This window comes from Collinsella sp. TF09-1AT (genome assembly GCF_003436895.1).
Taxonomy (GTDB): Bacteria; Actinomycetota; Coriobacteriia; order Coriobacteriales; family Coriobacteriaceae; genus Collinsella.
Genome location: NZ_QSRC01000002.1, coordinates 301,429 through 322,675, shown reverse-complemented (window position 1 = coordinate 322,675; position 21,247 = coordinate 301,429). Strand labels below are relative to the sequence as shown.

18 protein-coding genes and 7 tRNA genes are annotated in these 21,247 nt (G+C 59.1%); 23 read left to right on the top strand and 2 right to left on the bottom strand.

Going from position 1 to position 21,247, the window contains the following annotated elements; genetic code table 11:
• Positions 1-16 precede the first annotated feature (16 nt).
• The 15 genes from DXC90_RS03090 to proC all read left to right on the top strand — a co-directional run bounded on the left by DXC90_RS03090 (position 17) and on the right by proC (position 12,565).
• Positions 17-2,077 (top strand): hypothetical protein, encoded by a 2,061-nt coding sequence (locus DXC90_RS03090; RefSeq protein WP_117734709.1) that lies wholly within the window; start codon positions 17-19, stop codon positions 2,075-2,077.
• On the top strand, positions 2,077-2,553 hold the full coding sequence (locus DXC90_RS03085) for a TadE/TadG family type IV pilus assembly protein (RefSeq protein ID WP_117734708.1): 477 nt from the start codon (positions 2,077-2,079) through the stop codon (positions 2,551-2,553). Before DXC90_RS03090 ends, DXC90_RS03085 begins: the two co-directional genes overlap by 1 nt.
• Entirely contained in the window at positions 2,550-2,909 is a 360-nt protein-coding gene (locus DXC90_RS03080; RefSeq protein ID WP_233502120.1) for a DUF192 domain-containing protein, read from the top strand. Before DXC90_RS03085 ends, DXC90_RS03080 begins: the two co-directional genes overlap by 4 nt.
• 58 nt (positions 2,910-2,967) lie before the next feature.
• Positions 2,968-3,234 carry a hypothetical protein gene (locus DXC90_RS03075; protein ID WP_117734706.1) on the top strand — a complete coding sequence of 89 codons (267 nt, stop codon included), beginning with the start codon at positions 2,968-2,970 and terminating at the stop codon, positions 3,232-3,234.
• Positions 3,234-3,518, top strand: a complete 285-nt coding sequence (locus DXC90_RS03070; protein ID WP_117634287.1) for a ribbon-helix-helix domain-containing protein — start codon at positions 3,234-3,236, stop codon at positions 3,516-3,518. Before DXC90_RS03075 ends, DXC90_RS03070 begins: the two co-directional genes overlap by 1 nt.
• A 123-nt stretch (positions 3,519-3,641) precedes the next feature.
• A tRNA-Phe gene (locus DXC90_RS03065) sits at positions 3,642-3,714 on the top strand.
• 391 nt (positions 3,715-4,105) lie between these two features.
• The gene (locus DXC90_RS03060) at positions 4,106-5,167 is read left to right on the top strand and encodes a glycoside hydrolase family 5 protein (RefSeq protein WP_117634285.1); all 1,062 of its coding nucleotides are present in this window, start codon (positions 4,106-4,108) and stop codon (positions 5,165-5,167) included.
• 6 nt (positions 5,168-5,173) lie between these two features.
• Positions 5,174-6,052, top strand: a complete 879-nt coding sequence (gene rsmI, locus DXC90_RS03055; RefSeq protein ID WP_117734705.1) for a 16S rRNA (cytidine(1402)-2'-O)-methyltransferase — start codon at positions 5,174-5,176, stop codon at positions 6,050-6,052.
• Positions 6,053-6,121: 69 nt separating this feature from the next.
• Complete coding sequence (metG, locus tag DXC90_RS03050; RefSeq protein ID WP_117734704.1) at positions 6,122-7,723, top strand: methionine--tRNA ligase; 1,602 nt, start codon at positions 6,122-6,124, stop codon at positions 7,721-7,723.
• Between the two features lie 107 nt (positions 7,724-7,830).
• Positions 7,831-8,691 (top strand): 16S rRNA (adenine(1518)-N(6)/adenine(1519)-N(6))-dimethyltransferase RsmA, encoded by an 861-nt coding sequence (rsmA, locus tag DXC90_RS03045; protein ID WP_117734703.1) that lies wholly within the window; start codon positions 7,831-7,833, stop codon positions 8,689-8,691.
• Positions 8,681-9,598, top strand: coding sequence for a TatD family hydrolase (locus DXC90_RS03040; RefSeq protein WP_117734702.1), 918 nt, complete (start codon positions 8,681-8,683; stop codon positions 9,596-9,598). Before rsmA ends, DXC90_RS03040 begins: the two co-directional genes overlap by 11 nt.
• A gap of 43 nt (positions 9,599-9,641) precedes the next feature.
• A tRNA-Leu gene (locus DXC90_RS03035) sits at positions 9,642-9,728 on the top strand.
• A 577-nt stretch (positions 9,729-10,305) separates the two neighbouring features.
• A complete protein-coding gene (locus DXC90_RS03030) occupies positions 10,306-11,244 on the top strand; it encodes an SPFH domain-containing protein (RefSeq protein ID WP_117734701.1) in 939 nt (312 codons plus the stop codon).
• A 6-nt stretch (positions 11,245-11,250) separates the two neighbouring features.
• Positions 11,251-11,721, top strand: a complete 471-nt coding sequence (gene rlmH / locus DXC90_RS03025; RefSeq protein WP_117734700.1) for a 23S rRNA (pseudouridine(1915)-N(3))-methyltransferase RlmH — start codon at positions 11,251-11,253, stop codon at positions 11,719-11,721.
• A gap of 73 nt (positions 11,722-11,794) precedes the next feature.
• The gene (proC, locus tag DXC90_RS03020) at positions 11,795-12,565 is read left to right on the top strand and encodes a pyrroline-5-carboxylate reductase (RefSeq protein WP_117734699.1); all 771 of its coding nucleotides are present in this window, start codon (positions 11,795-11,797) and stop codon (positions 12,563-12,565) included.
• Positions 12,566-12,721: 156 nt separating this feature from the next.
• Here proC and DXC90_RS09575 read toward each other — a convergent pair whose 3' ends face one another.
• Positions 12,722-12,895, bottom strand: a complete 174-nt coding sequence (locus tag DXC90_RS09575; protein WP_199406594.1) for a DUF6724 family protein — start codon at positions 12,893-12,895, stop codon at positions 12,722-12,724.
• 111 nt (positions 12,896-13,006) lie between these two features.
• Between DXC90_RS09575 and serS the strand changes: the two genes are divergently transcribed.
• The 8 genes from serS (at position 13,007) to DXC90_RS02980 (ending at position 19,443) form a co-directional block, all read left to right on the top strand.
• Entirely contained in the window at positions 13,007-14,290 is a 1,284-nt protein-coding gene (serS, locus tag DXC90_RS03015) for a serine--tRNA ligase (protein WP_117734698.1), read from the top strand.
• Between the two features lie 173 nt (positions 14,291-14,463).
• Positions 14,464-14,841, top strand: a complete 378-nt coding sequence (locus DXC90_RS03010) for a hypothetical protein (RefSeq protein WP_117734697.1) — start codon at positions 14,464-14,466, stop codon at positions 14,839-14,841.
• Between the two features lie 77 nt (positions 14,842-14,918).
• Positions 14,919-14,995: transfer RNA gene (locus DXC90_RS03005), tRNA-Arg, on the top strand.
• Between the two features lie 355 nt (positions 14,996-15,350).
• Positions 15,351-15,427, top strand: a tRNA-Arg gene (locus tag DXC90_RS03000).
• Positions 15,428-15,965: 538 nt separating this feature from the next.
• Positions 15,966-16,042 (top strand) — tRNA-Arg (locus DXC90_RS02995).
• A 347-nt stretch (positions 16,043-16,389) separates the two neighbouring features.
• Positions 16,390-16,466 (top strand) — tRNA-Arg (locus DXC90_RS02990).
• 352 nt (positions 16,467-16,818) lie between these two features.
• Positions 16,819-19,260, top strand: coding sequence for a lipopolysaccharide assembly protein LapB (locus DXC90_RS02985; RefSeq protein WP_117734696.1), 2,442 nt, complete (start codon positions 16,819-16,821; stop codon positions 19,258-19,260).
• Between the two features lie 92 nt (positions 19,261-19,352).
• A tRNA-Ser gene (locus DXC90_RS02980) sits at positions 19,353-19,443 on the top strand.
• A gap of 323 nt (positions 19,444-19,766) precedes the next feature.
• On the opposite strand, the gene DXC90_RS02975 is transcribed toward DXC90_RS02980, so the two are convergent.
• Positions 19,767-21,107, bottom strand: coding sequence for a D-alanyl-D-alanine carboxypeptidase family protein (locus DXC90_RS02975; protein ID WP_117734695.1), 1,341 nt, complete (start codon positions 21,105-21,107; stop codon positions 19,767-19,769).
• Positions 21,108-21,247 lie beyond the last annotated feature (140 nt).

Here is a 21,247-nt window from a genome sequence, read left to right as displayed (position 1 = left end):
CAAACGAGGAGGCTTTATGGGTCGAGCCGGTATCGACCTGTTTATCGAAGACGGTGCCTACACCACGCTTTCCTCTGCCGTGGTCATCCTAGTGGTGCTTACGTTGTTGTTTTCGTCAACCGCGGCGATATGGAGCATGTCGCGTGCCGGGGATACCCAGGTGGCGGCCGATAGCGGCGCGCTGGCGGGTGCCAACGTAGTGTCGTCCTATCACACGGCTGCCACGGTGGTTGATGCGAGCATCTTGAGTCTGGGGCTGGCGGGGTTTGCCACGATCGGGACGGGCCTGGTCGCCATCCTCATCCCGGGTGCCGAGCCGGTTGCCGGCAATATGGTCGACACCGGGATTGGGATCATTAAAACGCGCAACAAGTTTGCCAAAAGCGCATCGGAAGGCTTACAGAAAATCGAGACGGCTCTGCCGTATCTGGTTGCCGCGCGAGCTACACAGGCGGTGTCGGCGCAGGATACCGATAGCGTGAGCTATACCGGTACGGCGCTTGCCGTGCCCAGGACGTCCGAGTCCGATTTCGTTGCGCTCGAGGGGTCCGAGATCTCGCCCGATGCTATTAAAGACACGTCAGATGATTTAGAGCTCGCAGCCAAAAAGTTGAAGGAGGCTTCTGAGGATACGGCGAAAGCAAAAGAGCGCGCCTGGCTTGCGGACTGCGGCGGGTCGGACAAGGGCACGATTGGTAGCCGTTCGTGCATGTGGGAGCGCGCGAAGAAGCTGGCGTCGCTGCCGGGCGAGCTCAACCCACATTACGCATCGAGCGTCACGTGGGAGCCCCAGGTGGCGCTTGACCGAGCGAGAACATATTACCGTCAGCGCTTGGCTAACGAAAAGCCGCTTGGAAGCGGTGTCGAGATGCAGGCGGAGTCTGCCGCTCGAAAGGCGTTCTATCGGTATGCCGGTGAAGAGCTCGGGCGTGCCTCCATCGTGGACGACGGCACGAGCGTCGTCGCGGACCTGCCGCTGCTGCCGCGCAATGCGGACGAGGTCAGGGCGAGCGATCTTTATACCGATGCCGCGTGGCCGACGAGCAGCAATGACGGCAAGACGTACATCCATTATGGAACTGGCTGCCCAAACTATAAAAAGGGAGCGCCGGGAGGACTGTCATCGGTTGCTGACTTTGACGGGAGAGAAGCATGCGACCGCTGCCATTTTGGAGTCAAGACACTGGGTGCCGTCGCCGCTCCTTCTACATCGATCGAAAACGGCTTCGAGTATCACTTTGACAAGTTCAAAGACGCCATGGAAGACTACGCCGAATGCCGCAACAAAGAGCTTGAGCTCGAGCGACAGACCGAAGGCGAGGCAGATCGCGCGGGAAGCGCATTCGATCAGGCCATTCAAGCGCTTTCGGGTGAGCGTCCGCGTATCGCGCCGCCCGGTCGCAACGGCGTGGTCGCCCTTGCGGTTTCGGGCGATATGACCAGCCCCGATCAACTTAACTCCTCGTTTAACACGGCGGTTGAGCTTGGCAGTCGCGGTGCCATCTCTGCCGCGGTGCTGGCGCCCGATGAGGCGACGGCGCAAAACAACGTGCTTTCGCGATTTTTCTCGACATTGAAGGAACGCTCGGGCGGCGTTGCCGGCGTGCTCGACGGCGTCATGGATGTTTGGGGACGGCTGCTCGTAGGATACGGTGATATCCAAGGTTCGGCCGACGAACTTATGGACGAGATGATTAAAGACCTAGGAGGGGGCGGCGGCGCGTTGGGCTCCATCGCATCGTGGCTCGGCGATACCGTTTCGGCGTCCGTGGCGGCGCTGGGTTTGGAACCGTGCGACTTGCGCCTGCGAAAGCCGGTGCTGACCGATTCCGCCAACGTCATTAAGAGTCCGGGGTCTGACATTGCTGGTTTCTCTCAAGCGCAAGACAAGCTGCGAGGTATTCCGTTGGGCGTGACCGATCCCAAGGCGCTTTGCGAGGCGTTGGAATATCAAGTCGAACGCACCATTGGCGGCACGGTGTTCACGCTTGCGGAGATTCCTCTGCCCGGCGGCGGCTCCATCCCACTCACCGTCGATGTCGCCACGCTGGTTGGCGCTCTGGGCGGTGGGTCGTAATGAGTATCCGCATGCGTCTGCGCGAGGAGCGCGCCCAAGCGACGGTGGAGATGGCAGTGGTTACGCCCGTTTTGCTGGTGCTGGCACTCATCGTGTACAACGTCATGATCTTTGCCAGCGCTGTCGCGCGCTTCGACCGCGTGGTGCCCGACATCGTGTTGGCGCACGCCGTGGCGTCGGAGGGGGAGGGCGGCGAAAGCTCTGCCGATGCCTCGGCGACGGTTCAGACTCAAATTCTGAATGCCATGGAAGGCTATGACTTGCAGATCGAAGTGTCGAGCGAGCAAGGCGCGGAGGCATCGGATGGTGGCCTGCTCTCCCTATCCGGTACGTTTAGGACCTACACCTGCACCATGCACTATGAGCCGTGGCCGACTTCTCTCAGCATCGCTGGCGTTCCGCTGGGGGCGCCGACAACGTTGTCGCACGAGCGCGCGGTGACGGTCGATCCATGGCGTCCGGGGGTGGTTATGTGACCGCGGTCTCGTCCTACATCGCTTACGCGCGGGCACTCAACAGGCTGGGTTGGACGCCGGCCGAGTTTGCGGTGGCGGAGTCGTTCGTCGTGCGCCTGCTCGGCATGCTGGGACGGCGTCCGGTTGCCGCCAACGGCCTGCCGCTCGTCATGGCGTTTCCGCACTGTTCCTCGGTCCACACGTGTTTTATGGCCTATCCCATCGATATCGCCTTTATCGACCGCAACGGCAACATCCTCGCACGCTATGAAAACGTCCGTCCGTGGCGCATGTGCTCTCACCCGTGCGCCTGGGCCGTACTGGAACGTCCCTCAATCCTCGCCTCGCTCCCTGCCCTCCAACAAGTGCCGGCGTAAGAATTGGCGACAGCGGACTTTCGTCATACGAAATTGGGTAAGATGGAGGAGAAGATGCATGGATGTTGAGATCCATCCCAACGCTAAAAAGCACCTGACGGAAAAGCAGGTGCTTAGCGCCTGGCTTGCGGTTACTGAGTGCATTCGTCGCGAGTCGAAGGACGAGCCGCCGAGATGGCTTGCGATTGGATGGCTCCCAGACGGACGAAGCGTGGAGCTTGTCGCGGTCGAGCTTGTCCGTGGGTGGCTTATCATTCATGCCTTGTCTCCAGTCCAGAAGAAATTTTGGCAGAAGATTGAACAGACTCGGCAAAGGGGTCGATGATGGGCAAGACGTATACGGCCGCTAATGGTCAGGTTGTAACGGATGAAATGATTGACGCGTGGTGCAAGTCGTACGAGCGCGGAGAGTTTCCGGATGGCGAACACACCGTTGGTGGGATTGTGCATGGACGGCCCCCACTCTCAGGTGAGGGGACGGCAACGCTGTCGGTCAAGATTCCTCTGGGAATGAAGGAGGCCATTCGTCGACGGGCGGCTGCCGAGGGGATGACGCCAAGTGAGTTTGCCCGTGCGGCTCTGAGTGAAAAACTTCTTGCTGCCGGCTGATGCCCCTGACGTGCCGATTTATAGAACCGAGGCTGTGCTCAAAAACTTTTTTAAAATTCTCGGTTGACCGGAACGCGTCCTTGGTTATACTAATCAAGCCTTGAAACAAGGCACACCTCAAATGGCTGGGTAGCTCAGTTGGTAGAGCAGAGGACTGAAAATCCTCGTGTCAGGGGTTCGATTCCCTTCCCCGCCACCTTGAATTGACCAGGACCTCTGCAAAGGGGTCCTTTTCTTTTATGCAGACCCCACATGGAATCGAACCCCGTGAGGGCGCGGAGCTGAGTAAACGCGTAAGCGTTTGCCAGCGCAGCTCGCAAGGCGCGCAAGCGCCGCAGCGGTCCGTCCGCGCAGCGCGCGGACGCGATTCCCTTCCCCGCCACCTTGAATTGACTAGGACCTCTGCAAAGGGGTCCTTTTCTTTTATGTAGTCCCCTGCGGAAAGCGCATCCCAGACATTCCTCCCGCTTTTGCGTCACTTTTCAGACCATTCGGTCGCCTGCCCGCACGCGCGGGTATACTCAAAACGATACTTTTCCTATGCAATACGATGCGGGCTCGACCTGCACGATCCGAAGGGGGCAGTGATGGAGAGGATACTCGGCGTTAATCTCTCTGGCTGGTTTATTCCCGAGCCTTGGGTGACCCCGTCGCTGTACGCGGCGACCGGTGCATCCAACGCGGCCGAGCTGCAGGAGGCCATGGGCACCGCCGCCTATAACGAGCGCATGCGTCGTCATTACGAGACGTTTGTGAGCGAGGATGATTTTCGCCGTATGGCGCAGATCGGCCTCAACGCCGTGCGCCTGCCGGTGCCTTGGTATGCCTTTGGCTCACAGGAGTCCGATGCCTCCTACATCTCGGTTGTCGACTACATCGACCGCGCGATTGAGTGGGCTGCCAAGTACAACATTCGCGTGCTGCTTGACCTGGCAACTGTGCCCGGTGGTCAGGGCGATTCCAACGATTCGCCCACCACGCCGGAGGCTGTTGCCGAGTGGCATTCGTCCACTAACGGCCGCCATGTCGCACTCGACGTGCTCGAGCGTTTGGCCGATCGCTACGGTGAGGCCGAGAGCCTGCTGGGCATTGAGCTGCTTGACACGCCGCAGATGAGCGTCCGCAAGAGCCTCTTTACCATGACGGATGGCATTCCTGCTCACTACCTGCGCAACTTCTATCGCGATGCTTACGAGCTCGTCCGTTCGTATATGCCCGAGGATAAAATCGTCGTCTTCTCGTCTTCGGGGTATCCCAGCGAGTGGAAGCATTTTATGCGCGGCACCAAGTACAAGAACGTCTACATGGACCTTCACCTGTACCATTACCGTGACGAGTATGCACTCGACATCACGAGCCCCCGCGGGCTGACGACGGCGATTTCGCGTAACAAGCGCGAGCTTAAAGAAGCGATTTCGACGGGGTTCCCCGTGCTGGTGGGCGAATGGTCGGGTGCGGCGATCTTTGCCAACTCGTCGGTTACGCCCGAGGGCCGCAATGCCTACGAGCGCGTGTTCATCGCCAATCAGCTGGCATCGTTTGCGCCGGCTGCCGGTTGGTTCTTCCAAACGTGGAAGACCGAGAAGCGTATTGCGGCATGGGATGCCCGCGCGGCGCTCGGTACGCTCGAGCGCGGCATGATTGAATAGGTTGATATGACGCAAAACAGCGCCCATACGGGCAAACTCTATGTGGTCGGCACACCCATCGGCAACTTGGGAGACCTGTCCCCGCGCGTTGGCGAGGCGTTTGCCGCCTCCGATGCCATCTGCTGCGAAGACACGCGTGTGACGTCAAAGCTGCTAATGCACCTGGGTATCTCCAAGCCGCTTGTCCGTTGCGACGAGAATGTGATCGCCAGCCGCGCCGCCGGCCTGGTCGACCGTCTGCTGGCGGGGGAAACCCTCGCCTTTGCCTCGGACGCCGGCATGCCGAGCGTGTCCGATCCCGGCCAGGCGCTGGTCGAGGCAGCGCGTGAGGCCGATGTACCCGTCGAAGTTATCCCCGGGCCCTCTGCTTGCGTCACGGCGCTCGTTTCGTCCGGCATTCCCTGCGAGCAATTTTTCTTCGAGGGCTTTTTGGGCCGCAAGCACGGTGACCGCGTGCGCCGTCTGCAGCGCCTTGCCGTGGTGCCCGGCGCGCTCATCTTCTACGAGTCTCCACATCGCATCGTGGCGACGCTCGAGGCTGTGGCCGAGGTCTTTCCCCAGCGTGAGGTTGCCGTCTGCCGCGAACTCACCAAGCTACATGAGGAGGTCTTGCGTGGGCCCGCCGCCCAGCTTGCCGAGGAGCTGCGTGCTCGTGGCGAGGTAAAGGGCGAGATTGCGCTGGTCATCGCGCCGCCGAGTGAGGACGAGGAGGCCGGCATCGTGCCGGCTGGCGCTGCGGCGGCAGATCCCGACGAGGCCCTGCGCGAGGATATCCGCGCCGCGCTCGAGGAGGGGGAGCCCGCTTCTGCGGTGGCCAAGCGCCTGTCTCAGAAGTATTCGCGCCGCAAGCGCGATGTCTATGCCATGGTGCTCGATATGCAATAGATGGAGGATATCCAGCCCTTGCGCTAGAATCATCCCCTGTATGCAACGTTTTTCTGGAGGACTAACCCCATGGATCAAAGCAAGCCTTCGTTCTTTATCACGACGCCCATCTACTACGTCAACGCCGATCCGCACCTGGGCACGGCTTATTCCACCATCATCGCCGACGTCCAGGCTCGTTATCGCCGCTCTGCCGGCTACAACGTCAAGTTCCTGACCGGCATGGACGAGCATGGCGAGAAGGTCGCCGAGGCCGCAGCCAAGCACAACATGACGCCGCAGGAGTGGACCGACAGCCAGGCTCCGCACTTCAAGGAGTTGTGGAGCAAGCTCGAGATCTCCAACGACGACTTCATCCGCACCACCGAGCCGCGCCAGCATCATGCTGTACAGTACCTGTGGGAGCGCATGAAGGAGTCCGGCTACCTGTATAAGGGCAGCTATGATGGTTGGTATTGCGTGCCCGACGAGACCTACTTCACCGATACGCAGGTCCAGAAGGGTGACGAGGAGTACGGCAGCGTCGGTCAGCACCTGTGCCCCGATTGCCACCGTCCGCTTGAGCGCGTGCAGGAGGAGTCTTACTTCTTTAAGCTTTCCGCCTTCCAGGACAAGCTGCTCAAGCTCTATGACGAGCACCCCGACTTTGTTGAGCCTGCGTTCCGCATGAACGAGGTGCGCAGCTTTGTCGAGGGCGGCCTCAACGATCTTTCCGTGAGCCGCACGAGCTTTGACTGGGGCATTCAGGTTCCGTTTGATGAGGGCCACGTGACCTACGTGTGGTTCGACGCCCTGCTCAACTATATGACGGCTGTCGGCTACGGTGTCGACACCGACGAGGCCCGTGCCGAGCTGGCCTATCGCTGGCCCGCGCAGTTCCACATCGTGGGCAAGGACATCATCCGCTTCCACTGCGTCATTTGGCCCGCCATGCTCATGGCCATCGGCGAGGCCCTGCCCGAGCATGTCTTTGCCCACGGCTTCCTGACCGTGCGCAACGCCGAGACCGGCAAGGCCGAGAAGATGTCCAAGAGCCGCGGCAACGCCATCGCTCCGCAGGACGTCATCGACATGCTGGGTGTCGAGGGCTATCGCTATTACTTCATGACCGACGTGGTGCCCGGCACCGACGGCGCCATCAGCTTCGATCGCATGGAGCAGGTCTACAACGCCGACCTGGCCAACAGCTGGGGCAACCTTATCTCGCGTTCGCTCAACATGAGCGGCAAGTACTTTGACGGCTGCGCGCCCGCCAAGCCCGCATCGTTCGATGCGTTCGACAGTCCGCTGGCAAAGATTGCCGATGGCCTGGTCGAGCGCTATATGGCCAAGATGGACGTGCTCGATTACGGTGGAGCCAAGGACGAGGTCATGGAGCTTGTCCATGCCGCCAACCATTACATCGAGGACTCCGAGCCTTGGGCGCTTGCCAAGGACGAGGCCAAGGCTGACGAGCTCGCGTTTGTGATCTACAGCCTGCTCGAAGCCATCCGCATCGCCGCCCACCTGCTGATGCCGCTCATGCCTCAGACTTCTGCCGAGGCTCTGCGCCGTCTGTCCTGCGAGGACGAGGCCGCAAGCGACGATCTCAAGGGTATTTGCGCTTGGGGTCTGCTTGCCGGCGGCGCTCCCGTCGAGAAGGGCGAGCCGCTGTTCCCGCGTCTGGGTTAAGACGCCGCGCGCCATATCGGCAATTCGCAGTTTAGGTGTAAGGGCATGGCCGCAACGGTCCATGCCCTTTTGTTTCAAGACGTCGCCACCATGCTAAGGAGGCAACTATGACAACTTCGCCTTTGGCAAACCCCACGGCAACAAGGGAGCTGCTGGAGGAGTTTGGCCTTGCGACCAAGCATCGCCTGGGCCAGAACTTTCTAATCGACAACCATGTGATTGAGCGTATCTGCGAGCTTGCCGAGCTTGCAGGTGACGAGCGCGTACTCGAGGTGGGTCCGGGTGTTGGCACGCTCACGCTTGCGCTGCTGCAGGAGGCTGCGTGCGTCACGTCGATCGAGGCCGATCCCGAGCTCGAGCCGGTGCTCGATGCCCATGCTGCCGACTATGCCAACTTCCGCTTTATTATGGGCGATGCGCTCAAGGTGGGCCCGGAGCAGATTGAGCAGGCTGCTGGCGGCGAGCCCACGGTATTTGTCGCGAACTTGCCCTATAACGTGGCGGCGACGATCATTTTGCAATTTTTCCAGACGATGCCCGCGCTCAAGCGTGCCGTCGTCATGGTGCAAAAGGAGGTTGCCGATCGCATTGCCGCGACGCCGGGCAACAAGACCTATGGCGGCTATACGGCAAAGCTCGGCCTGTATACGCAGGTGACGGGTCGCTTTGAGGTGCCGCCGCGCTGCTTTATGCCGGCGCCGCATGTGGACTCAGCCGTCGTGCGCATCGACCGCGTTGAAGGCGTGGTGCCCGAAGGACTCGATCGTGAGTTTGTAGCCCGTGTGATTGACGCCGCATTTGCTCAGCGTCGCAAGACTATCCGCAATTCCATGAGTGCTAACGGCTTTGCCAAGGACGTGCTCGATGCCGTCTTTGAGGTTTGCGGTATCGCGCCGACCACGCGAGCCGAGACACTCGATGTTGCCGACTTTGTCCGTCTGGCCCAGGAGCTCATCCATGATGCCTAATGCCGAACGTGTGACGTTTACCAAGAAAAAGAAAACGGTCGCCTGTCCGGAGCCCTTGGCGCCGCTTGCCGACACGCACGCGCATCTGCTTTCGTTCTGGGGCAAGGATGTGCCCGAGACGCTCATGCGTGCCAAAGCGGCGGGCGTCGACCTGTTGGTGACGGTCTTCGACCCTATTGCCGATAAGCGCAGCGTGACGGACTATAGCGACTGGCTGACGCGCGAGATTCTGCCGATGCAGGATATCCCGCAGATCAAGTATCTTGCCGGCGTGCATCCGTATGGCGCGCCGGACTATACCGACGATGTTCACGCACAGGTCGTTGCCGCACTCGATGACCCCTTATGCGCCGGTATTGGCGAAATCGGCCTGGACTACCACATGGACTATGACGACGATATCGCGCCGGCGCCCCATAACGTGCAGATTGACTGTATGGCGCGCCAGCTCGAGCTTGCCGTGTGCCGTAACGTGCCGGTGGAGCTGCATCTGCGTCACGAGGACACGGACCCGGAGCGTACCTCGCACGTGGACGCCTACAACGTGCTTCGTGAGGTGGGCGTGCCCCAGGCCGGTTGTGTGCTGCACTGCTTTGGCGAGGACCGCGCCACGATGGAGCGCTTTGTGGAGCTGGGCTGCTATATCGCCTATGGTGGTGCGGCCACCTTTAAGCGCAACGACGACGTGCGCGAGGCATTTGCGGCGACCCCGCTCGATCGCATTTTGTTCGAGACGGATTGCCCGTATATGGCGCCGGAGCCCATTCGAGGTCTGGAATGCGAGCCGGCAATGATCTCCATTACGGCAAACGCGCTGGTTAACGACCGTGTCGATCGCACTGGTGAGGACGCCGAAACAATCGTGCAAGCTGCTTGGGAAAATGCTTGCAAACTTTTTCAAAAATAGTTCTTGCGTTCACGGTGGCGCTCCGTTATTCTAATTTCTGCACGCGGGCGTGGCGGAATTGGCAGACGCGTACGGTTCAGGTCCGTATGGGGGCAACCCCATGAAGGTTCAAGTCCTTTCGCCCGCACCATTGATTGAGAAAGCTCCCAGCAATGGGAGCTTTTTTGTTATGTGCTCATCGCGGGGGCTTGAACCTGCGAAGGAGCGAGCGTAACGAAAACGCGGAACGTTTTTAGCGAGCTGGCGAGTACGCCGGCAGGCGGGCGAAGCCGGTGCGGATCCGCGAAGCGGATACGCGGACGTCCTTTCGCCCGCACCATTGATTGAGAAAGCTCCCAGCAATGGGAGCTTTTTTGTTACGGGCCGTTTTTTGCAGATTTGACCTATCGATTTCGCGCGGTAGATGCCCCTGCGGTCAAAAAGTGGCAAATATGAGTACTGGCACGAAAATAGAGACATTTCACGAAGCCATTTTTGCTCATTTTACGCAACAGATGTATGCTAATTTGACTCAATCATGAGACGAAATGAAGTAATTTCGATAGACTTCGGGTTCAAAGAGGCGATTTTGACCCAAATACGCTGTTACTAAACTGGTAACAGTACTCATATTTGGTCTTTTTTGACCACGGGCCCTCTTGTTGGTGTTACACAGCTACTTCGTGCGGGTATCCTAGTCACAACGTGTGCCTATCAGAGGAGAGACCATGCTGTTTTCCGGTATCATCGCCGCCCTTACCAGCCTTTTGATTCCCACCATCATCCTGTTGCTGCTGCTTCCCAGCGCCTGCTATGTCGTTGAACAGCAGCATGCTGTGATCATCGAGCGCCTGGGCAAGTTCAACCGCATCGTCAACGCGGGCTTTCACATGAAGGTACCCGTGATCGACCGCAAGGCCGCCACGGTGAGTCTACGCACCATGAAAAACGGATTTGGCATCGACGTTAAGACCCAGGACAACGTGACCATCGGCCTTGAGGTCTCCGCTCAGTATCACGTGAGCTATGACATGGGTGCTGGCCCGGCGGATTCGGGCATCTACAAGAGCTACTATATGCTGCAGGAGCCCGTCGACCAGATGCGTGACTTCATCACCGACGCCCTGCGCTCTTCGATTCCCGTCTACACACTCGATGAGGTCTTTGCCAAGAAGGATGACATCGCCAAGGATGTTAACGCTACCGTTTCCGAGCAGATGGCCGCCTACGGCTTCACCCTCGTGTCGACGCTCATCACCAAGATCGCACTGCCGACTGAGGTCGAGAACTCCATGAACGACATTAACGCCGCCCAGCGCAAGCGCGCTGCGGCGCAGGAGCTCGCCGAGGCCGACCGCATCAAGCGCGTCACCGAGGCGACCGCCGAAGCCGAGGCCATGGAAAAGGCGGGCGAGGGCATCGCCAACCAGCGCAAGGCGATCGCTCTGGGCATTAAGGACTCGCTCGAGATTATCCAGGAGACAGGTGTTGGCAACGATGAGGCCAACCAGCTGTTCATGTTTACGCAGTGGTCCGAGATGATGACGGAGTTTGCTCGCACGGGTAAAACCTCGACGGTCGTGCTGCCGAGCGACTTCTCGCAGTCGGCCTCTATGTTCGAGCAGATGCTGACCGCCGGCAAAGTTCAAAACGGTTCGAAGGAGTAGGCACGCGTGAAATACACCGTCGTTTGTGTTGGCAAGCTCAAAGAGCGCTTTTGGAAGGACGCGTGTGCCGAGTACACCAAGCGCCTGGGCGCCTATGCCAAGGTGGATATCCGCGAGGCGGCCGATATCGACCCTGCCAAGGCGGGCGGCGTGGATGCCGCGCGTGACAAGGAGGGGGCGGCGATTCTTGCTGCCTTGCCGTCTCGAGCGCATGTGATCCTGCTGGCTATCGAGGGCAAGGAGCGTTCGAGTGAGGAGCTCTCGGCGAGGCTCGACGATCTTATGCTGCGAGGCAGTAGCGACATTGCCTTTGTAATCGGCGGTTCGGACGGCGTGAGCGATGACGTGCGCGCACGAGCCGACGAGATGCTCAGCTTTGGACGCATTACCTTGCCGCATAACCTGGCGCGTGTAGTGCTGCTAGAGCAGATTTACCGTGCCTGCAAGATCAGCCGTGGCGAGCCGTATCACAAATAGGTCGGCAATACGAAACAATGACGTGGGACAATACCTTTCGTTTTGAGGAATGTGTCTGAGAGGACTATGTGATATGAAAATCGGATTTGTCGGTTTTGGCAATATGGCGAGCGCCATGGCCGATGGCTGGATTGCCGCCGGTGTGACTGCGAGCGACATATGCGCCTGCGCGGGCCGCTACGACGCCTTGGTTGAGCGCTGCGAGGCGCGTGGGATGGTCGCCTGCCATGATGCGGCGGAGGTTGTCGCCGCATCTGATATCGTGGTTGCTGCGGTCAAGCCGTACATGATCGAGAAGGTCTTCGCTCCGCTCAAGGACATTCTTGCCGACAAGGTTGTCCTTTCGGTCGCCTGGACTTGGGACAGCGCCAAGTGGGAACAGGTCCTGCCGGGTGTCGCGCACATCTCGACGGTGCCCAACACGCCGGTTTCAGTGGGCGAGGGCGTTATCGCCTGCGAGAAGTCCTCTACGCTCAACGACGAGCAACGTGCTGTTGTGCTCGACCTGCTCGGTAAGCTTGGCGCCGTCGTCGAGCTCGACACGAGCCTGCTGTTTGTGGGCGGTACCGTGGGCGGTTGCGCACCGGCATTTGTCGCCATGGCGATTGAGGCCTTGGGCGACGCGGCCGTCAAGCACGGTATCCCGCGCGCCGATGCCTACCGCATCGTGAGCCAGATGGTGTTGGGTACGGCAAAACTGCAGCTTGTAGGCGGCCAGCATCCTGCGGCGATGAAGGATGCCGTATGCTCGCCCGGCGGCGCCACCATCAAGGGCGTCGTCGCGCTCGAGGACGCCGGCATGCGCAGCGCCCTGGTCAAGGCCATCGACGCCACCCTCCAGTAAACCTGCCATTTAGGGACAGGTTTATTTTGGCAGGTTTTTCCTGCGGTTTTGTCTTGTGTGGAAAAAGCGCCCCGCAACTGGCTCAATTCCAGTTGCGGGGCGCTTGCGTTTGTCCAGATAAAACCGACCAAAATAAACCTGTCCCTAAATGGCAGGTTAGTCGAAAAAGCCGCCTTCTTCGTCCTCGGATTTGGGTCCGCGGTCGACGTAGAGCTTGTGAGTGCGCTTCTCCATTACAAAGGCAAGAATCGCAAACAGCAGGATGCCGCCGGCGAAAAGGATGGCAAAACCGGTGCGGGTGCCAAACAAAAAGGAAAAAACTGCGTCCATTGGGTGCCTTCTTGCGTAGTTGGGTTGGGTCGTAAACGCTCATAAGTATATACTTGCCCATACATGTACAAGGTTGCAACCTAAATGGAATGTATATCGCCGGAGGATCTAATGCTTGATATCAAGTTTGTTCGCGAGAACCCCGATGCCATCGATGTCGCCATGGCTAACCGCCAGACATCTTGGGATCGCGAGAAGTTCTTTGAGCTCGACGACGAGCGCCGTGCCGTCATCACCGAGGTCGAGGAGCTCCAGGCTACGCGCAACGCCGAGTCCAAGAAGATCGGCGCCCTGATGAAGGAGGGCAAGAAGGACGAGGCAGAGGCCGCCAAGGAGGCCGTGCGCGCCGTCAACGAGAAGATTGACGGTCTGGCCGAGCGCCGAGGCGCTCTCGAGCAGGAGCAGTATGACTTCATGGCTCACCTGCCCAACATCCCTTGTGAGGCCACGCCGTACGGCAAGGACGAGGACGAGAACATTGAGCGCCGTCGTTGGGGCACCCCGCGCGAGTTCGACTTCGACTTTAAGCCGCACTGGGATCTGGGCACCGATCTGGACATCCTCGACTTCGAGCGCGGCAACAAGCTCTCCGGCAGCCGTTTTACCGTTCTCGGTGGCGCCGGCGCCCGTCTTGAGCGCGCCCTCATCAACTTCTTCTTGGACACGCACACGAGTCGTGGCTTCAAGGAGTGGTGGCCGCCCATCGTCGTCAAGCGTCAGACCATGTTCGGTACGGGGCAGCTGCCCAAGTTCGAGGACGACGCTTATCACGTCTCGGGCGACAACTTCCTGATCCCTACCGCCGAGGTTGTGCTCACCAACCTGCACGCCGGCGAGGTGCTCGACGCCGACACCCTGCCGCGCCGCTACACCGCCTTCACCCCCTGCTTTCGCGAGGAGGCCGGTTCCGCCGGTCGCGACACCCGCGGCATCATCCGTCAGCACGAGTTCGACAAGGTCGAGATGGTCAAGTTCGCTAAGCCGGAGGAGTCCGACGAGGAGCTCGAGAGCATGACCGCCGAGGCCGAGTACCTGCTGCAGCAGCTGGGCCTTCCGTATCGCGTGATTAGCCTGTGCACCGGCGACTTGGGCTTCTCTGCCCGTCAGACCTACGACGTCGAGGTCTGGCTGCCGAGCTACAACGCCTACAAGGAGATCAGCTCCTGCTCCAACTGCGGTGACTTCCAGGCTCGCCGCGCCAACATCAAGTATCGTGACCCCGAGAACTTCAAGGGTTCGCGCTACCTGCACACTCTCAACGGTTCCGGCCTGCCGGCCGGCCGCACCATGGCCGCCATTCTGGAGAACTACCAGAACGCCGACGGCACCATTACGATCCCCGAGGTTCTGCGTCCTTACATGGGCGGTCTCGAGAAGATCGAGCCGGTCGCGTAACTTGGCTGCATAGGGGATATGCAAGGGCGCTCCTTCGGGGGCGCCCTATTTCGTGCGCAGGTCCATACCATGCCGTGCGGACAGCTCAATAGAAAACACACGAACAACTGTTCTGTATACAGCCATCTACCTGCTATGCTTTTGCTAAATAAGAGCGAGAGAAAGGGGACGCGATGGAGCTGTTTGATGATCGGGTGGTTTTGTTTGAGAGCGACGAGGGCGGGGAGTACCTGCTTGTAACGTGTGAGCCGTCTGGCATGGGTGGCCTGGTGGTTCGACAGACGAGCGAGGGTCCGTTGACCCAATGGTGCTTTGAGGAGTCGCCGCATGTGGTCGAGACCTTTGTGACGCATGAGGGACTTGTGGCCCTGGAGCATTTCTATGGGGTCCGGACATCTAACCAGGCTGCGCGCATGCTGAGCATCTCGTTTGCCGATTATGATTGTGCCCAGCGGGTGAGATCGCTCCTGAGGGAACTTGATGCTAAGTTTGACGTGATCGAAAAGCCAATCGATCGTACGGGGAACGGTGGTATATGCGGAGCAGCGTGACAAAACTGCGTTCCACAAAAAAGTTTGAGATTGTGCTTGACTCCAATAAGCTAAAGTGGTTTTATATGTCTTGCGCTGCGGCGTTACCTCAGCTGGATAGAGGGTCTGACTACGAATCAGAACGTCATAGGTTCGAATCCTATACGCCGCACCAATTGAAATTGAAAGCCTCCGGTGACGGGGGCTTTTCTTTTAGGCGGACGCCGCATGGATTCGAACCTCGGTCGAGGCGCGAGCGTGAAGCGGACGCGGAGCGTCCGTAGCGAGCGGGCGAGTCCGCCGGCAGGCGGGCGAAGCCGGTGCGGATCCGCGCAGCGGATGCGCGGAATCCTATACGCCGCACCAATTGAAATTGAAAGCCCCCGGTGACGGGGGCTTTTCTTTTAGGCGGACGCCGCATGGATTCGAACCTCGGTCGAGGCGCGATCGTCTTAATCATCATTTCGTAAAATTTTTCCAAATTGTCGCTTGACCCATCGAGGGGTCACGTGCATAATAATCCGTGCGTTGCGGCGTTACCTCAGCTGGATAGAGGGTCTGACTACGAATCAGAACGTCATAGGTTCGAATCCTATACGCCGCACCAATTGACTTTAAAGCTCCCGGCAACGGGGGCTTTTCCTTTACGGGGGCATTGCGGAGATTCGAACCTCGGTCGAGGCGCGAGCGTTAAGAAAACGCGGAGCGTTTTTAGCGAGCGGGCGAGTCCGCCGGCAGGCGGGCGAAGCCGGTGCGGATCCGCGCAGCGGATGCGCGGAATCCTATACGCCGCACCAATTGAAATTGAAAGCCTCCGGTGACGGGGGCTTTTCTTTTAGGCGGACGCCGCATGGATTCGAACCTCGGTCGAGGCGCGAGCGTGAAGCGGACGCGGAGCGTCCGTAGCGAGCGGGCGAGTCCGCCGGCAGGCGGGGGGAGCCGGTGCGGATCCGCGCAGCGGATGCGCGGAATCCTATACGCCGCACCAATTGACTTTAAAGCTCCCGGCAACGGGAGCTTTTCTTATATCGCGATGCGTCGAAGATCGCATCAAGGGGTCAAAATGAGTAAAAATCAAATTCAATAACTTTTTTTGAAAAACGCTTGACGATTATTCAGTCCATGTGCATAATAATCAACAAGTCGCGGCGTTACCTCAGCTGGATAGAGGGTCTGACTACGAATCAGAACGTCATAGGTTCGAATCCTATACGCCGCACCATTTGAGATTAAAGCTCCCGGCAACGGGGGCTTTTCTTTTACGTAAACACCGCATGGATTCGAACCTCGGTCGAGGCTCGGGCGTAAAGAAAACGCGGAGCGTTTTTAGCCCGCGGGCGAGCACGCCGGCGGGCGGGCGAAGCCGGTGCGGATCCGCGCAGCGGATGCGCGGAATCCTATACGCCGCACCAATTGACTTTAAAGCTCCCGGCAACGGGAGCTTTTCTTATATCGCGATGCGTCGAAGATCGCATCAAGGGGTCAAAATGAGTAAAAATCAAATTCAATAACTTTTTTTGAAAAACGCTTGACGATTATTCAGTCCATGTGCATAATAATCAACAAGTCGCGGCGTTACCTCAGCTGGATAGAGGGTCTGACTACGAATCAGAACGTCATAGGTTCGAATCCTATACGCCGCACCATTTGAGATTAAAGCTCCCGGCAACGGGGGCTTTTCTTTTACGTAAACACCGCATGGATTCGAACCTCGGTCGAGGCTCGGGCGTAAAGAAAACGCGGAGCGTTTTTAGCCCGCGGGCGAGCACGCCGGCGGGCGGGCGAAGCCGGTGCGGATCCGCGCAGCGGATGCGCGGAATCCTATACGCCGCACCATTTGAGATTAAAGCTCCCGGCAACGGGGGCTTTTCTTTTGCGCCAGCTTGAGTGCTTTCGTCCAAAGGGACGATTTCCTGTCGACTCGTGTAAGATTCCGAGTAGATGTCGCGACTTATTCGCGACCACTCCTTCTCAAGCGACCGATCAGGGTGATATTTCGTGGCAGAGCGTCCGACATACAAGCTCAGGTTTCTCGATCCCAAGAAGCGCTTTCCGGCGATGCCCGAGCAGCCTGCGGGACGCTCATATGGCGTGGTCTGGAAACTCTTTGGCGAGGATCAACATGAATCTTGTTATGTCGTCGAATTCGTTGGCAAAAGTCATGTGTCGCTTTTGGGCTACGTAAGCGTTTCGGGTGAGGTGTACAAGGTGGACCGCCCCGTTAGCGAGGCTCCGCTGCCCAACGATCCCGACATGGAACTGGTCCTTGACGAGTCCGATTCCAGTATTGGCGAGATTATGGTGAGGGCGGCCAACGGCGCCATGCGCGCGTGCGCGCGAACTGCCGGATCTCCCGAAGGCCCCATGCGCGAGCAGTCCGACCGCGAGACGTGGAATTCGACCCGCGCTCTTCCTTACGGCGAGTTCATGGCCTCGATGTTCTTGCGCTACGTGATATTTGCCAACTCCGAAAGCGCTATTGCGAACACGGCGGGCGTCGACGGTCTCGATGATGACATGCAAAACGTTGTCGACAAGATCAAGCTCGTAAAGTTACCCGAGCCGGTCGAGGTGTTTTTGGGCTTTAACACGGCACCGCTCCCCGATGCTATCGAGACGCTGCTCTACCGCGTTGACCATACCGAGAATCCGAGTGGTATCGAGCGTTATGCCGCGGCCTTGATGAGCGAGGTCAATCTGCCACGTCTGCGCACCATCGCGGCAAAAACTGAAATGAGCCTTGCGCGCATCGACCGCTCAAAGCTTTTCTATCTCAATTTTGATCGCAGTCTTCTCGATCAGGCCGAGATCGATGCCCTGCTTGCCATCGAGTGCCGTCTCAACCGCCTCTCTGGCATCCTTGAGCGCATCGGGGCCGGATTAGGCCCCGTCGCGTCCTCGCCGAGCTTTGAGGGCTGTGCGCTTTTTGATTCGTGGCATATCGCCAAGACGACCAACGATGTCCCCCGTCTGCTCGATACGGCCTCAAGCGATAACCCGTGGGGCAAACCGGGTACGGTGGCTTGCCAGCCGGGCGGTGAGTGGGACGTTCGCACCCGCTTTGCACGTATCGTAGAAGCGCTCAACGTGGTCACACGGCTCGACTATACCTATCGAGTAAATGTTGCCGAGGGGATTATGCTCGTTCGGTTTGGGCACTCTGTCGTGGATGCCATGCCGCAACGTGAATACGACGCTCAAGATGACGCCTGGCGCGAGCTGGAAGAGGACACGCGTGCGATCTGGGCTGCGGAGCACGATGCGCGCGTGGCGCTCACGCTTGCGGCGGCGTGTTTTGCCGCGGGCACCTGCATCACGCGCTGCTATGTGCAGATTGCCGCTCCCGACAGTGAGCAGGGCGAGCGCGTTGTCGCAACGTATTTCTTTGGGCGCGCGGCCTATCTGGCCGATTGCGTGCCTGTCGCCAAGGATCTTGAGAGCATGGACATGGACGATATGCCGTGCAAGCGTGTGCTTGAGGCGTATGAGTCAACTGCTCCGGAGACGATTGAACCAGCGGAGGTTCATGCTCGTCCGCGTGATGACCATCGCACGCTGCCGCCGGCGCTGCGCGATCTGCTGCTTGCCGATAAGGCTGACGAGTTGGAGGTCATGGAAGAGGACGATGATCCATACGTGGCCCGTGTTGTTGAATTGCGCGAGCAGGCAAAAGTCGACCGTACAGGTGCTTTTGAAGGTTTTTCCCGTCTTGTCGAGGAGTTGGAGGCTAAGTGCGCCGTCGCCGAGCTTTTGGCGACAGGTCCGGTTCAAACGCAGTTTTGTGATAACCAGCTGGTGCGCATGGTGCTACCGGTGTTGGAAGAAGACCGCTCTGTGCGAATCCTTCGTGCGCCCGATGCGCTGTACTTTGCCCAGCACGAGATCTGCAGCTTTTACGCCGAGCAAGAGGACTTTGAACGAGCACTGCCCGAGGTGCGCCATCTTTACGATCTGGCGCGTTCGTCCATGCAGTCTCACTTCGCGCTCATCAACGTGTTGGCACGTCTGGAGCGCTTTGACGAGATTATCGAGGTAGCGCGCCATGGCCTGCGCATTGCAAGCGACCGTACTTCAATCGGCTACCTGTTTTATCGCCTGGCGTTTGCCTATTGGAACTGCGACCAGCTCGAGCTCGCGTTGGCGTGCTACCGCCTGGTGCCGCGCGGCGAGGAGTCGGGCAGCAGCGCGCTGGAAGAAATGCAGGGCCTTATGAACGAGATGGGCGTCAGCGAGCCTCCGACGTTCGAGGAAGCGGTCGAGACCATCCGCAAGGCTGGACTCGAGCTGCCGCCAGTGTCCGCCGTGACGAATCAGCTTGCAGATGCCGCTGTGCAACTGGTCGACAACGGTTTCTTTTTCCTGGCACGCGGTTGTATCTTCCAAATGTGGCGCACCATGGGCAACGACGAGCTCGGCTCCCTCAACCGCTCGCTGGGGTAGGCGAAGCTTTCAAGGAGGAAAGGCTGCTAGGCAATTAGAAAATTTCCTCTTGCCCAACTTCGGCTGTTTGGTTACTATAGAACGGCTGTTACGGAGAGCTGACCGAGAGGCCGAAGGTGCTCGCCTGCTAAGCGAGTATGCCCCAAAAGGGCATCTGGGGTTCGAATCCCCAGCTCTCCGCCAGTAAGACTTTAAAGAAGGGTTCCGAAAGGGACCCTTTTTTAGTTGAACCACGTTAGCTGGGGATTCGAACCCGAGAGGGCACGGGCGTTAAGCAAACGCGAAAGCGTTTGTAGCCCGTGGGCGAAAAGCCGCCAGGCTTTGAAGCCGGAGGGCATGCGTAGCATGCCCGGACATCCCCAGCTCTCCGCCAGTATGAATTGAAAGAAGGGTCCCATTTGGGGCCCTTTTTTATTATCAAGAATGGCGGCTGGGGATTCGAACCCTCAAAAAAAGAGGCATCCTTTCGGACGCCTCCTTTTAATGGGCTTATTATTTTTTGCGCCCTACACCTCGGGCGCCTTGGCGACGGTCTCGCTTTCTGCCATGAGTGGGCGGTTGTCGATGCGACGGCCCAGGCGGTCGAGCTTCACGAGTAGCCACTCAATGGGATTCGGCCCCGAGCCTTCCTCGTCGGCAACCAAATCCATGACGGCGATCTTGGTACCGTCCTGCTTGAGCGTAATGCTGCCCACCTTGTCGCCCACATGCACCGTGCCCGAAAGATCGTCGTAGCTAACCTTTTCGGTCACCTCGCCGGCAAGGGAAAACACGGTCGCTTGCGCCGTAGGATCGGCGAGCGTGGCGTCGATCGTCTTGTCCGTCCAATCTGTCTGGCTAATGCGCGCCATGAGCGGGTTGCCGTTGGCGGTCTTCTCCTGCGTGTTGGCGATCGCGACCGTGACCTTGTGGCCGTAGTACCAGTTGGCAAGGGTGGCGGTATCGGTAAAGCGCTGGTCGGTGGTGGTGGAGTTCAAAATAACAGTGTAGATCTCGTCGCCGTCGCGGTTGTAGGCGCTCGTAAAGCAATAGCCCGCGTCGTCGGTGGTGCCGGTCTTGCCACCAATGTTTCCGTCCTGACCGAGCAAAACGTTGTGCGTGTCCATGGAATGCGAATGGTCTGAGCCATCGGCGCCCGTGACCTCAATCCAAGAATCCTCGCTCGCGACGACTTCACGAATCGTATCGTCTTTCATGGCCTCCTGCATCATCAGTGCCACGTCGTGTGCGGTTGAGTGCATGTCGCCGGCCCACTCATCAAAGTCCAGACCGTGTGGGTTCTCAAAGACCGTGCCGGTGCAGCCGAGCTTTTTGGCGCGCTCGTTCATGGCCTTCACAAAGGTTGCCTCGGCGTCTTTGGTCTTGGGGTCGATCTTTTTGCCCACGTACTCGGCAAGCACGATGGCGGCGTCGTTGCCCGAGGGGGTCATCAGGCCGCGTAGTGCCTGCTCCACGGTGAGCTCGTCGCCTTCGAGCAGGCCGGCAGTCGAGTTGCCTACGGTGGCGGCAGCGTTGCTCACCGTGACCTTCTCGTCCATCTTGCAGTTTTCGACGGTCAGGATTGCGGTCATGACCTTGGTGATCGAGGCAATCTTGACCTGCTCATCGGCGCCGCGTCCATAGTAGACGGTGCCGTCCTTGCCCATAACAAGGGCATTAGTTGCCTCGATATCGGGCAGGTTTTCTGTCGTGATGCCGCGGACGTCGGCGGTCTTGCCGCAGACGTCGTCGGTCGTGAGCACTTGGGCGCCGGCAACAGCGGGCGCGCCGGCAACAAGGGCGATGGCGCAGGCAAAGCCGGCGGCAAGCTGGGCGGAGCGTTTTGCAAAAGAGGTGAGGGACTTCACAGATTTCGCTTTCGACGGGATGGTCTCTTCTGGCACTAGAGTATATCGTTAGCCGGCGACGACGATCGTTGCGTGCGCGCATGGCCCGCATTCGTGCTCGAATGGGCGCAAGGGTGCTTAAGGTCGACTTAATCGCCCAC

Coding starts and splice junctions, on each gene's coding strand:
- DXC90_RS03070 (WP_117634287.1), top strand. CDS start 3,234: ATGGGCAAGACGTATACGGCCGCTAATGGTCAGGTTGTAACGGATGAA.
- DXC90_RS03040 (WP_117734702.1), top strand. CDS start 8,681: ATGATGCCTAATGCCGAACGTGTGACGTTTACCAAGAAAAAGAAAACG.
- DXC90_RS03060 (WP_117634285.1), top strand. CDS start 4,106: ATGGAGAGGATACTCGGCGTTAATCTCTCTGGCTGGTTTATTCCCGAG.
- DXC90_RS03090 (WP_117734709.1), top strand. CDS start 17: ATGGGTCGAGCCGGTATCGACCTGTTTATCGAAGACGGTGCCTACACC.
- DXC90_RS03075 (WP_117734706.1), top strand. CDS start 2,968: ATGGATGTTGAGATCCATCCCAACGCTAAAAAGCACCTGACGGAAAAG.
- proC (WP_117734699.1), top strand. CDS start 11,795: ATGAAAATCGGATTTGTCGGTTTTGGCAATATGGCGAGCGCCATGGCC.
- DXC90_RS03010 (WP_117734697.1), top strand. CDS start 14,464: ATGGAGCTGTTTGATGATCGGGTGGTTTTGTTTGAGAGCGACGAGGGC.
- metG (WP_117734704.1), top strand. CDS start 6,122: ATGGATCAAAGCAAGCCTTCGTTCTTTATCACGACGCCCATCTACTAC.
- serS (WP_117734698.1), top strand. CDS start 13,007: ATGCTTGATATCAAGTTTGTTCGCGAGAACCCCGATGCCATCGATGTC.
- rsmA (WP_117734703.1), top strand. CDS start 7,831: ATGACAACTTCGCCTTTGGCAAACCCCACGGCAACAAGGGAGCTGCTG.
- DXC90_RS03085 (WP_117734708.1), top strand. CDS start 2,077: ATGAGTATCCGCATGCGTCTGCGCGAGGAGCGCGCCCAAGCGACGGTG.
- DXC90_RS03030 (WP_117734701.1), top strand. CDS start 10,306: ATGCTGTTTTCCGGTATCATCGCCGCCCTTACCAGCCTTTTGATTCCC.
- DXC90_RS09575 (WP_199406594.1), bottom strand. CDS start 12,895: ATGGACGCAGTTTTTTCCTTTTTGTTTGGCACCCGCACCGGTTTTGCC.
- rsmI (WP_117734705.1), top strand. CDS start 5,174: ATGACGCAAAACAGCGCCCATACGGGCAAACTCTATGTGGTCGGCACA.